General features: G+C 47.9%; 15 protein-coding genes and 1 riboswitch. Of the genes, 13 read left to right on the top strand and 2 right to left on the bottom strand.

What is annotated here, in order from left to right:
- The coding region (locus tag ACZYR9_RS24095; RefSeq protein ID WP_488980958.1) for a hypothetical protein at window positions 1–212 on the top strand (212 nt) is incomplete at its 5' end.
- On the opposite strand, the gene ACZYR9_RS24100 is transcribed toward ACZYR9_RS24095, so the two are convergent.
- Window positions 206–742 (bottom strand): hypothetical protein, encoded by a 537-nt coding sequence (locus tag ACZYR9_RS24100; RefSeq protein ID WP_488980959.1) that lies wholly within the window; start codon window positions 740–742, stop codon window positions 206–208. The two genes, ACZYR9_RS24095 and ACZYR9_RS24100, sit on opposite strands and share 7 nt — an antisense overlap.
- Before the next feature lie 174 nt (window positions 743–916).
- Here ACZYR9_RS24100 and ACZYR9_RS24105 point away from each other — a divergent pair, with 174 nt between their 5' ends.
- From ACZYR9_RS24105 to rsmI, 10 genes are all read left to right on the top strand, one after another.
- Window positions 917–1,114: a sigma factor G inhibitor Gin gene (locus tag ACZYR9_RS24105; protein WP_488980991.1), complete on the top strand. Its 198-nt coding sequence runs from the start codon at window positions 917–919 to the stop codon at window positions 1,112–1,114.
- Window positions 1,115–1,216: 102 nt separating this feature from the next.
- A complete protein-coding gene (locus ACZYR9_RS24110; protein WP_488980960.1) occupies window positions 1,217–2,719 on the top strand; it encodes an aminotransferase class I/II-fold pyridoxal phosphate-dependent enzyme in 1,503 nt (500 codons plus the stop codon).
- On the top strand, window positions 2,716–3,354 hold the full coding sequence (gene tmk / locus ACZYR9_RS24115; protein WP_488980961.1) for a dTMP kinase: 639 nt from the start codon (window positions 2,716–2,718) through the stop codon (window positions 3,352–3,354). The genes ACZYR9_RS24110 and tmk overlap by 4 nt, the downstream gene beginning before the upstream one ends.
- 126 nt (window positions 3,355–3,480) lie before the next feature.
- A complete protein-coding gene (locus tag ACZYR9_RS24120; protein WP_488980962.1) occupies window positions 3,481–3,810 on the top strand; it encodes a cyclic-di-AMP receptor in 330 nt (109 codons plus the stop codon).
- A gap of 20 nt (window positions 3,811–3,830) precedes the next feature.
- Entirely contained in the window at window positions 3,831–4,277 is a 447-nt protein-coding gene (locus tag ACZYR9_RS24125; protein ID WP_488980963.1) for a YaaR family protein, read from the top strand.
- A gap of 22 nt (window positions 4,278–4,299) precedes the next feature.
- Window positions 4,300–5,277 (top strand): DNA polymerase III subunit delta', encoded by a 978-nt coding sequence (gene holB / locus ACZYR9_RS24130; protein WP_488980964.1) that lies wholly within the window; start codon window positions 4,300–4,302, stop codon window positions 5,275–5,277.
- A gap of 2 nt (window positions 5,278–5,279) precedes the next feature.
- The gene (locus ACZYR9_RS24135) at window positions 5,280–6,083 is read left to right on the top strand and encodes a PSP1 domain-containing protein (RefSeq protein ID WP_488980965.1); all 804 of its coding nucleotides are present in this window, start codon (window positions 5,280–5,282) and stop codon (window positions 6,081–6,083) included.
- Between the two features lie 37 nt (window positions 6,084–6,120).
- Complete coding sequence (locus ACZYR9_RS24140; RefSeq protein WP_488980966.1) at window positions 6,121–6,504, top strand: initiation-control protein YabA; 384 nt, start codon at window positions 6,121–6,123, stop codon at window positions 6,502–6,504.
- 59 nt (window positions 6,505–6,563) lie between these two features.
- Entirely contained in the window at window positions 6,564–7,340 is a 777-nt protein-coding gene (locus ACZYR9_RS24145) for a tRNA1(Val) (adenine(37)-N6)-methyltransferase (RefSeq protein ID WP_488980967.1), read from the top strand.
- 18 nt (window positions 7,341–7,358) lie between these two features.
- Window positions 7,359–8,240 carry a 16S rRNA (cytidine(1402)-2'-O)-methyltransferase gene (rsmI, locus tag ACZYR9_RS24150; RefSeq protein WP_488980968.1) on the top strand — a complete coding sequence of 294 codons (882 nt, stop codon included), beginning with the start codon at window positions 7,359–7,361 and terminating at the stop codon, window positions 8,238–8,240.
- Between the two features lie 326 nt (window positions 8,241–8,566).
- On the opposite strand, the gene ACZYR9_RS24155 is transcribed toward rsmI, so the two are convergent.
- Window positions 8,567–8,821, bottom strand: coding sequence for an AbrB/MazE/SpoVT family DNA-binding domain-containing protein (locus ACZYR9_RS24155; protein WP_010501678.1), 255 nt, complete (start codon window positions 8,819–8,821; stop codon window positions 8,567–8,569).
- A 389-nt stretch (window positions 8,822–9,210) separates the two neighbouring features.
- Between ACZYR9_RS24155 and ACZYR9_RS24160 the strand changes: the two genes are divergently transcribed.
- Window positions 9,211–10,497, top strand: a complete 1,287-nt coding sequence (locus tag ACZYR9_RS24160) for an HD domain-containing protein (RefSeq protein ID WP_488980969.1) — start codon at window positions 9,211–9,213, stop codon at window positions 10,495–10,497.
- A gap of 34 nt (window positions 10,498–10,531) precedes the next feature.
- Window positions 10,532–11,299 carry a TatD family hydrolase gene (locus ACZYR9_RS24165; protein WP_488980970.1) on the top strand — a complete coding sequence of 256 codons (768 nt, stop codon included), beginning with the start codon at window positions 10,532–10,534 and terminating at the stop codon, window positions 11,297–11,299.
- Between the two features lie 224 nt (window positions 11,300–11,523).
- A riboswitch (cyclic di-AMP (ydaO/yuaA leader) is annotated at window positions 11,524–11,708 on the top strand.
- Window positions 11,709–11,946: the final 238 nt, after the last annotated feature.

The following is an 11,946-nucleotide window of genomic DNA, read 5'->3' on the forward strand; positions in this document are numbered from 1 at the left end:
AAAGGGCTGAGAAGTTTGCTTTCTCGTTATTTAGAGCTTTGTTAACCTTTTGGAACCGCCGTATGCGGACCCGCATGTACGGTGGTGTGAGAGGTCGGGGGCTAGGCGCCCCCTCCTACTCGATTATCCGAATTTATATGCTTGACCTGAACGACAACGCTTTGATATCGACCACATGCTATAAAGAGGATAAGCGAACGTCCCGCTATTGAGCATAGCAGGACGTGTCGTTATCATTAATTTTCAAATATCCATTCGATATATGCTTACGAAGCAGGAAAAGCAGAAGAAGACGGGGAAGTAAAAACCAGGTATGGATGAACAGTAAATAAACTAAATACATAGGTGCTAGCCACGGATAGAAGCATCCTAAAATAATAAGGACGATCCACAACGTATGAAGATGAAGCCGGACAACTTTGGCCAATGAGATATGGCTGTTGGGGGTGTATCCAAGCCAAGGGAATCGAAAGGACCATCTCCATGTTCCGAGTATATATTTTTCTTTGGTTTGGAGTAGCAAGTGAATAATAAAGGCTTGCAGGCTGGGGATCCCGACACAACCAACCAATACCGCTGCAGGATGAAGCAGAAAAAAAGAGAGTATCGGTACTATAACCGTCACTGACCAGAAGATATAAGAATAAATGGGTTTATTATGAATCCGCTTTAGCAGACGATAGTGGTAGATGGTCGACTCTTTGGATAAGGCTCTATCATTAGGTTTATTATAGGTATTCACAGCTGCATCCACCTATCTATCGAATAGTTGATTTCATACTTTATATCGGTAAGCTTTACTCAAATGTTAAGGAACATCGCACCTGAGAGGCACGATAACATAAAGATACTTTAGAACAGTTTATTCTTGAGAGAAGCGGACATACTGATAGATAAAAGAATAGAGGTGATTGAAATGGGCGATGCGCTGCAGCAAGAAAGTACAGGCCCCTGCATCATCTGTGGACGGGATAAGAAACAAGGCATCATGATTATATCGGAATTCATATGTGAGGATTGTGAGAACGAGATGGTCAGAACAGATGTCAGCGACCCCAAATATCCGTTTTTCATTCACCAAATGAGGCAAATTTGTTATAAAAAAAATGCATGAAGCATAGCGTGCATCAGCTCATTTTGTCCTGAATAAGGATGGAAGTGGGCTTTTTTGTTTGGTACAATACGTGTAATATCGGTTAGTGAAATGAGGATTTTCATGGGATTACATCATAGAGCACCGCTCTTCGATCAACTTGCGGCACATATACGAAGGGATGCGGTCAGCCTGCACGTACCTGGTCATAAATCGAGGGTTCATTCGTATTTAAACGCCGGGGAGCATTACGGGAGCGTACTGAATATAGACCTGACGGAAATTCCCGGACTGGATGATCTGTACCACCCGGAAGAAGCGATTAAAGAAGCGCAGGAGCTGGCTGCAGATTGCTTTGGCGCGGAAGAAACGTTATTCCTGGTAGGCGGCAGTACGGCTGGGAACCTCGCTATGATTATGGCCGCATGTCGTCCGGGAGATCTGCTGCTTGTACAAAGAGATGTGCACAAGTCGGTCATTCACGGGCTTACCCTGGCGGGAGCGCGGGCTGTTTTTATTACTCCGCAGTACGAGGAGCAATCGGGATTAACGATCGGCCTTCGCATTCGGGACGTGGAACAGGCTCTGCATCGTTATCCCGAAGCCAAAGGGCTGTTTGTGACGAATCCAAGCTATTACGGGATTGCTGCAGACCTTACTTCTCTGGCCCAATTGCTGCATGGCCAAGAAAAGCTTCTGCTTGTAGATGAAGCACACGGCGCTCATTTTGGGTTTCATCCGGCTTTGCCGGCTTCGGCGCTGGCTGCGGGGGCGGATGTGGTAGTGCAATCTACTCACAAAATGCTCACCGCGATGACGATGGGGGCTATGCTGCATGTACAGGGTGAACGGCTTAACCGCCGTTTGCTCCGAAAATCGCTCGCTATGCTTCAGAGTTCGAGTCCTTCTTATCCTATCATGGCAAGTCTTGATGTAAGCCGGAGGTTGATGGCGAAGCAAGGTACGGAAGTAATGGAGCAAGGGCTGCAGACGATGAACGACATTCGCAATCTCCTTAACACGCAGAAGCGTTGGAAGCTGAGTGCCGTGCCGCAGCGTTTATTATCCGGGTACAGCTGTAAACAGGACCCGTTCAAAATGGTGTTAAGCGATAGGACAAATCAGCTTTCAGGCTATGCCTTAAAAGAGCAGCTGGAGCTTCGCGGCTGTTACCCGGAATTAGCGGATCCGAAGCATGTGCTGTGTATATTCAGCATAGCCACTACGCTCCGGGACGGAGAACGCTTATCCGAAGCGCTTAACGACATCGACAAGGATTCATCAAACTTTCCTGCATCAGAGCCGGTCTTTCAGCGGGTGGAGAGCGAGGTGTTGGCGTGGGGCATTTCTGAGCCTGTAGCGTTCGGCTGGGATCAAGATCACTTTGATTCCTATGAGGTGGAGATCATACCGGCTGCCGAGTGCGCAGGCCGAAGGGCCGCGGAGATGATCGTTCCCTATCCGCCGGGGATCCCGGTGCTGTATCCGGGAGAGACGATTACGAAACAGACAGCGGCCTATTTGGAACGTCTTGCGGCACTTGGTTCCCGGTTTCATGGGTATGATGTGGCAAAGTCAGGAAGCGTGCCGGTTATCAAGCAGGGGAATGAGGAGACTGGATCGTGAGACAAGGATTTTTTATAACGGTGGAGGGCGGCGAAGGAGCCGGGAAAACATCGGCGATCGGCGCTATTATAGATCAAGCGGTTGAACGCGGCTATGAAGTCGTATCGACCCGAGAACCTGGCGGTATTCCAATTGCAGAACATATTCGTACCATTATATTGGACAAAAGCCATACAGCTATGGATGCCCGCACCGAAGCGCTGCTTTACGCGGCAGCACGACGTCAGCATTTGGTTGAAAAAGTCATTCCGGCATTGCAAGCGGGCAAGGTGGTCGTATGCGACCGGTTTATCGACAGCAGCTTGGCCTACCAAGGGTATGCCCGGGGTCTGGGCCTCAATGATATACAGGCCATTAATCGTTTTGCCGTTGAAGAATGGATGCCTGATCTTACGCTTTTTATGGATGTGAAGCCGGAGACGGGGCTTGCCCGGATTCGTGCAGATCAAGGGCGGGAGATCAATCGGCTGGATTTGGAATCGATGACGTTTCATCATAAGGTCAGGGAAGGCTATCTGCAGCTGCTGGAGCGATATCCGAATCGGATCATAAGGTTGGATGCGGAGCAGGGGCTAGATGATGTGCTCCGTGAGCTGAAGCAAATCGTGAACCTAAAACTCCCTGGGAGAGTATAATATAACAAAACAATGTGATAGAAAATCGAGCCTATATTATATAATAGAAGGAATTAGTGTATTCGTTGTCTAATTATTAATGTAGGGAAGCGGATGATCATTCATTTGGCAAAGGAGGCTGGATGTATGAAGTTGGTTATTGCCGTTGTGCAGGACAAAGACAGCAATCGTTTGTCCAACGCATTGATTAAAGAAGGCTTTCGCGCTACGAAGCTGGCAAGTACAGGGGGGTTCTTACGCGCGGGGAATACGACGTTTATGATCGGTACGGAAGACGAACGGGTGAATGAGGCTCTTCAGGTCATTAACGCCAACTGCAAAATCAGGGAGCAGATGGTTACCCCGGTATCTCCGATGGGAGGAACAACCGATTCATATATTCCGTTCCCGGTCGAGGTTCAGGTGGGGGGAGCCGCGGTATTCGTGCTTCCAGTCGAGCGTTTTGAACACTTTTAAGAAAAAAGGATGCGGATGATGTGAAAATCAACCCGGGCTGGCGGCCTTTCGGTAAAGAAATCATAAGAAGCGAGAACAATTCATCTCAGCAGCTTCAGCAAAAGTCGTTTAGCGATATGATGCAGCATCAGGACGAAAGAGCTACCCGGGAGCAGCTTCAACGCATTTTGCAGCAAATTGAGCAGCAGGGGCAGCGGCTGGCCAAATCGATGACCGTACGGGAGCTGCGGCAGTATAAGCTGCTTGTCAAGCAGTACCTGGAGGAAACCGCGCGCCGCGGTGTACATCTGCGGGAGACACGCGGCTGGGACCGGCGCGGCAGGGCTAAACGGTACAAGCTTCTTGAGGAGATTGACCGGGGACTGCTTGGTTTGGCCGAGGATTTACTGGATAGTGAGCAAGGACGCATTGATTTACTCCAGAAAATCGGTGAAATTCGCGGCCTCCTCATCAATTTGTCTTTTTAAGCGGAAAGGAATAGAGACAGTCATGTCTTTTCAATCCATAGCAGGACAGGAACGTGTAAAGCGTATTTTGCAAAACAGTCTCCGAATGGATAAGATATCGCATGCCTACATTTTCACCGGCCCGTCAGGAACGGGACGACGGGCGATGGCCAAAGCCTTTGCACAAGCGATTTATTGCAAGGTGCTGACCGATGATGCCTGCGGGCAATGCCTAGACTGCCGCAAGGTAGAGCATGGAAACCATCCCGATTTGCACGAAGTAAAGCCGGACGGGGCTTCCATTAAGATTGAGCAGATCAGGGAGCTGCAAAAGCAATTCGCTTACCGTGCCTCGGCTTCGGGAATCAAGATGTATATCATCGAGGATGCCGAAAAAATGACCGTTCAGGCTGCGAACAGCTTGCTTAAATTTTTGGAAGAGCCTGCATCCCGGGTTGTGGCCATTCTGATTACGGATAACGGTCAAGCCTTGCTTCCGACCATCCGTTCGAGATCACAGTGGATACCCTTTACGCCAATGGGGAGAAGTGAGATGCAAATGGCGCTCATGCAAGAAGGGCATCCGGCTGTTCTGGTGCAAGCCGCTGTGCATATGGCGGCGGGAACCGAGGCGGCACGCAGGCTGATTCAAGGAAATGGGTTTGCAGAACTTCGAAACCTAGTGATACAATTAGTAAGAGAAAGCTTGACCCGGCTGCCTGCCGCTCTGCTGACCGCACAGCAGAAGCTTGCAAAGGGCGAATTTTCTGAACAACTGCCAAAATTTATGGACATGCTCATATTATGGCTCAAGGATATGGTACAGCTTAGCCTAGGCAATAAGAACGAACTGATTTATTCGGATCAGGCCGATTGGATGTCGAAGCAAGCCTTATCTTACCCGATCGAGCATTGGATCGCCTGTCTCGAGCAGGCGGTAGAGACGCAGAAGCGATTGCGTTTTAATGCCAATTCCCAGCTGGCGCTGGAAAATATATTTATGAAGCTTAAGGGGGTGTAGGATTGTTCTCCGTAGTAGGTGTTCGCTTCAAAAAAGCGGGCAAAATTTATTACTTTGACCCAAGTGATCTTCAGGTCGACCAAGATAGTGCCGTCATCGTGGAAACCGCTCGCGGCGTTGAATACGGGAAGGTTGTGATCGGCCGCAGGACGGTTGGGGAGTCGGATGTGGTGCTTCCGCTGAAGAAAGTTATTCGCATTGCTGACCAGCAAGACGCCAAGCTGGTAGAGGATAATAAGCAGGCGGCCCATAATGCATTTGCCATTTGTCAGGAAAAGATTAAGGATCACCAGCTTCGTATGAAGCTGGTAGATGTTGAATATACATTTGATCGCAATAAGATTATTTTTTATTTTACAGCGGAAGGGCGAGTGGACTTCCGTGAGCTGGTAAAGGACCTGGCCGGGATTTTCCGGACGCGCATCGAGCTGCGCCAAATCGGTGTCAGAGACGAAGCCAAGATGCTGGGAGGCATCGGGCCATGCGGACGCATTCTGTGCTGCTCTTCGTTCTTGGGAGATTTTGAGCCGGTATCGATCAAAATGGCCAAAGATCAAAATTTGTCGCTTAACCCGACAAAAATATCCGGTCTTTGCGGACGATTAATGTGCTGCTTGAAATATGAGCATGATAATTACGAAAGTGCCAAGGATGATTTGCCTCGTATTGGCAGCGAAGTGATTACATCATTCGGAAACGGTAGACTGATTTCATTAAACGTGTCCGAACGCACGGCAAAGGTACAAATTTTTGAACTCAAAAAAGTGATGGATCTTCCTTTGGATGATGTGGTGGAGCAGCTCTAAGCTTGTTGCTGCTTCTGCGGCTTGAGGTGAAGAAAGAGTGAATAAAAGAGATATATTCGTACAAATCGAACAGTTGGAAGAGCAAACGGGTGCGATTCATTCCGAGCTCGGATCTTTGAAGCGGCAAATTGTTGAGCTGCTCGAAGAAAACAAGCGGCTGAGTATTGAAAATCAGCAGCTGCGTAAGCTGTTAAAGAAAGAGACGGAGCCGGTCACTCCAGCTCTTCAGGCGGTAGGTAAAGTCGCGGACGCAAGTGCGGATACTGCGGCCGCTTCCGTTCTAGTCAAGGAGCCTTCCGGTGAAGGCTATGACAATCTTGCCCGCATCTATCATGAAGGATTCCACATTTGTAACGTCAATTACGGGCATCTGCGCACGGAAGGCGATTGTTTGTTTTGCATGTCATTCTTGAATAAATAAATGCGAACCGTAGGGAGGATTGACTTCTCTACGGTTTTTTTGAAGGAAAGAGGAGCTTCATGTTGGAACAAGTACCGGTATATGAATACGAGCGAATCGACGATTTATTGACTCAACAGCTAAAAATCATTCAAAGCGATGAGGTTTTCAGTTTTTCCATGGATGCGGTACTGTTGGCCAGATTTTGTTCCGTTCCCCATAAGGGGAAAATTATCGATCTGTGTTCAGGCAATGGGGTCATTCCGCTGCTGCTGACAACGCGAACCCGCGCATCCATAACCGGAGTCGAGATTCAGGAGCGGCTCGCCAATATGGGAGAACGCAATGTATTGCTTAACGGCTTGGAAAATCAAATCACGATGATCCATGGCGATTTGCGCAATGCGACCGATGATTTGGGTCACGGGGGATTTGATCTGGTAACGGTTAATCCTCCTTATCTCCCCGTTCCCAATGGGGAGCAGAATGTCAATGCTCACGTCGCGGCGGCCCGGCACGAGGTGCACTGTACGCTGGATGATGTCCTGCGGGTAAGCAGTCAGCTTGTTCGCAGCGGCGGCCGGGTAGCGATGGTACATAGGCCAAGCCGGTTGGTTGATATTTGCTGCACCATGCGAAAGTACCGGTTGGAGCCGAAACGGATTCGCTTTGTTCACCCGCGGGCGGATGCTGAATCAAACATGGTACTAATCGAGGCTCTGCGTGATGGCAAGCCCGAAGTGCGCTTGCTGCCGCCGCTGGTAGTGTACAAGAACGAAAAAGAATATACCGATGAACTGTTTGAGGTGTACTATGGACGACGGGACAAGCTTGCTTATACAAATGAACATATATAATAGAAGGAATAGATAATCGTGAACATACAAAAGAGTTATCATGATGCTGGAGGGCAGCGAGGAAAACTGTATTTGGTCGGAACACCGATCGGTAATCTCGAGGATATGACGTACAGGGCGGTTCGCGTTCTGCAGGAAGCTCAGTGGATTGCCGCTGAAGACACCCGGCAAACGCGCAAGCTGCTTACTCATTTCGACATTGGCACGCGGATGGTCAGCTACCACGAACACAATAAACATGCGAGCGGACCGGAACTGGTACGGTTGATGCAAGCAGGCGATTCCATCGCATTGGTCAGTGACGCAGGGCTGCCGGCCATTTGCGATCCCGGGGCGGATTTGGTGCGGCAGGCGATTGACGCAGGAATAGATGTTATACCGGTTCCCGGTGCTAATGCCGCGCTCTCCGCGCTCATCATGTCGGGGCTGCCGACAGAGCGGTTCACTTTTGTAGGTTTTCTGCCGCGAGACAAGAAACCGCTGGAAAAGGAGCTTACAGCACTTAAGCGTGAGCCGGGTACAGTACTCTGCTATGAATCACCTCACCGGCTTGTCAAAACGTTAACGGCCATGGCGGATGTGCTCGGAGAAGAACGTGAAATTTGTCTGATCCGGGAGCTAACCAAAAAGTATGAGGAAGCCATCCGCGGTACGGTACGAGAGTGCTTGGCACACTTGGACGAATACCCGCCCCAGGGAGAGTATTGTCTGGTTATTCGAGGTGCCGGCGAATCCGAAACCGACGATGATGCCTTATGGTGGACGGGTTTGACGCCTCAGGAGCATGTAGCACGGTACGAGGCTGAGGGCCTTGATCACAAGGAATCACTGAGACGCGCCGCTCAAGACCGCGGCGTTCCCAAGCGCGAGCTGTATAATTTGCTTCATCAGGGCAGCTGATCCGTACGCAATTCACGGTTTTGAGGTTTGAGCATTGCTGTGCCCGAGGACTTTCATCCAAGAGGTGATTCCGAACGTTAGCGCTCCTCCCGCTCAAAGGAGCATCAAGGTGCCGAGCGGGGACCAGGGGCAGCCGCCCATGGGGTCCCCCTAAGAGCAATGTGCAGGATTGCCGGCATCGGATGCATTCGCTTAAGGGGGCTTAAGGGGATGACAAAAAAAGAACCCCAATTCGTGGAAACCACGAATTGGGGTTATAGAGGAGATATGAAAAAGGTTAGAATTACCTTAGATAAAATTGCTATCTTCATTATACCTTATTTTTTTTATTTTGTCACAGGTATTGGCATTTCAGATAAACATTCGTGACAAACAATTTTTCCTTTAAAATAAGAGACGTTCTCAGCATTCCCGCAGAAGATACATGCAGGCTCATATTTCTTCAACATAATGCGCTCTCCGTCTACATAAATTTCAAGAGCATCCTTTTCACCGATGCCTAATGTTCTACGAAGCTCGATGGGAATAACCACACGACCCAGCTCATCGACTTTTCTTACGATCCCAGTAGATTTCATCATAATAAAGTTTCCCCTCTCCAAGAAGTTATAAGTTTATGAAGCATTGTGGAAGAAAATTAATCGTCATGATTCGACATAATTCTTTACGATTTATGATACCAACCATTCCCAAAATAGTCAACAAAAAAATGCATGGATTTTATGTTATTTTATGGAATCCAGCTCTATATTTGCTATAAGTTGAAGGAAAAATCGAAGATATTGTGAATTAACACACACTTTTATGAAGCGCACTGTCACGAAAAATACGATTTTTCAGTAATATATGAAATGGGTTATTTACAATATGAAGAAAAAAATGACAATTAAATTCGACACTATTCGACATTTCATTTGAATTTATTAAGATTTCTTGTCGAATCATAGTTCAATGTTTAAGGAGGAAGACTATGAATGCGCCGTTGAAAGAAGAAAAGGTATTTAAGGATCCTGTACATAAGTATGTTTATGTGCAAGACCAAACCATTTGGGACCTGATCAATACAAAGGAGTTTCAAAGACTGCGTCGTATTCGTCAGCTCGGCACATGCTTTCTGACTTTTCACGGGGCAGAGCACAGTCGGTTTTCTCATTCACTTGGCGTTTATGAAGTCACACGTAAAATCATATCCCAGTTTGAGCGGAATCAATACGAGGATTGGCCGAAAGAGGAGCGGCTGCTTTGCTTATGCGCCGCTTTGCTGCATGACGTTGGACACGGGCCGTTCTCTCATTCAATCGAAAAAACGTTCGGCACTCACCACGAAGAATGGTCGTGCCGAATTGTTCTGGGAGATACAGAAGTCAATCAAGTGCTGCGTCGCGTCTCTCCGGCCTTCCCTCAGCAAGTGGCCGACGTCATCTCCAAAACCTATCACAAAGAGATCGTCGTGAGTCTTGTATCCAGCCAATTGGATGCGGACCGGATGGATTATTTGATTCGAGACGCTTATTTTACCGGGGTCAATTACGGTACCTTTGATTTAGACCGTATATTGCGGGTTATGCGTCCGTATCAAGGTCATATTGTAGTCAAAGAGAGCGGCATGCATGCTGTCGAAGATTATTTGATGTCACGCTACCAAATGTATTGGCAGGTTTATTTTCACCCGGTAACCCGCAGTGCTGAAGTGGTGCTCCAAAACATTTTTCAAAGAGCCAAAAAGCTTTATGAAGAAGGATATTGGTTTCAATTCATGATTGCGCCTCTCCATAAGCTGTTTAAACAGCAGCTGTCGGTCGACGAATATTACTTTTTGGATGAAGCGTTTATGCAAACGGTACTGCTGCAGTGGTCCATGGAAGAGGATCCGATTTTATCCGATTTGTGCTCCCGGTTTTTACAGCGGCGGTTGTTCAAATATATAACGCTTGAGCGTTCTGATACCCGACTGTCCGATCAATTGGGAGGCCTGATGCGAAGCCTTGGAATCGACCCCGATTATTACCTGAAAATTGATTTCCCATCGGATCTGTCGTATGATGTGTACCGTCCCGGCGAACAGGATGAAAAGCTGCCTATCCTGCTGCTGGATTCCAAAAACACGCTGTCGGAAATCTCCCGGAAATCAGAGATTGTCCGCTCGATCAGCGGTATTCATATGGGTAAATTCCATTTGTATTACCCTGAAGAATTGCTGCTGAATCATGTGCAGGAATTGGACGCTGATGTTCGCATCCTGTTAGGTCTGTCCTAACTCACATTAACGTAATGGTGAAAAGGAGATTGTTATGTTAATCGACACCCATGTGCACTTAAACGTGCAAGCTTTCGATGAAGATCGACACGAAGTGATCGCAAGGGCAAGAGAGAACGGAATTGGTCGAATGATCAATGTCGGCTTTAATCGGGAAACCATTCCCAGCTCGATCGCCTTGGCGGAAAAATATGACTTTATCTATTCGACCGTAGGTTGGCATCCGACGGACGCAAAGGATATGACCCCAGAGGATTTGGAATGGATCGAATCGCTTTGCCGGCATGAGAAGGTAGTAGCCATTGGAGAAATCGGTCTGGATTACTATTGGGACACGTCTCCCAAGGATGTACAAGCCCGAGTGTTTCGTGAACAAATCCGGCTCGCGCGAAAGCTCGGCATGCCGATCGTCATCCACAACCGGGATGCGCATCACGACGTTGTGCAAATTCTGCGCGAGGAGAAGGCGGCGGAGGTCGGCGGGGTGATGCATTGTTTCTCCGGAAGCTGGGAAACAGCCAAAATGTGCCTGGACATGAATTTCTATATCTCTTTTGGCGGACCGGTCACCTTTAAGAATGCAAAGCAGCCCAAGGAAGTGCTGGAAAAGGTTCCGCTGGACCGGCTGCTCATTGAAACGGACGCGCCTTACCTAGCTCCGCATCCGTATCGCGGAAAGCGAAATGAGTCGTCTTATGTTCGTCTTGTAGCCGAGACGGCAGCCCAAATCAAAGGGATCTCGCTGGAAGAATTGGCTGAAATTACATCCAAGAATGCCGTTTCAGTTTTCGGTATAAAGTGAATTTTCACACAAAATAGGACATGCCATTTTTTATCCAAAACAAGATAATCGAAGAAAACAGGATGAAAAACTATAAGCATCCAAGAGAAAGATGGTTTTGGTTCAATAAATTCTGAAAAATAATCAAAAATGATTATAATTCAAGCTTTTTTTCAAAGTTTGTATACTTTACAATTCAAGCCTTCGCATCGTACACTCAATATTAACTTCATACGATTGCCAAATTTCCAACATCGCTGAGTTCCGTAAGGGAACGGGGGAACCGCATCGCGGATATCACAGCGCTAGGCTGTTGATAGATGGGATGTTATTTTGGGGTGAATCTTGGGGCAGGAAGCTGCTCCCGAGTAGGGCGACTCTCAAGTCCGAATCCGTCAGCTAACCTCGTAAGCGTCTAGAGAGAGGTAACATTTGTCGTCGGCTTAACTTTTCATTTTCGGAAAATGAGAAAAGTCACGGGAAGGTTCCTCTTCTCCGCTGACTTTTTTTGTTTCCCCCGTCATTGGGATAAATGTCCAAGCCGGTTCATAAAATACAATTCCAGGAGGTCGATTTAGGCAAGTGCGGTTCTGATAGCCGTTGAAGCAAACGTTGGTAATTGGAGAAGAATAAACTTTACCATAGTCGCGTCAGATCAAATCATGCAT

This window comes from Paenibacillus sp. F024 (assembly GCF_057814255.1).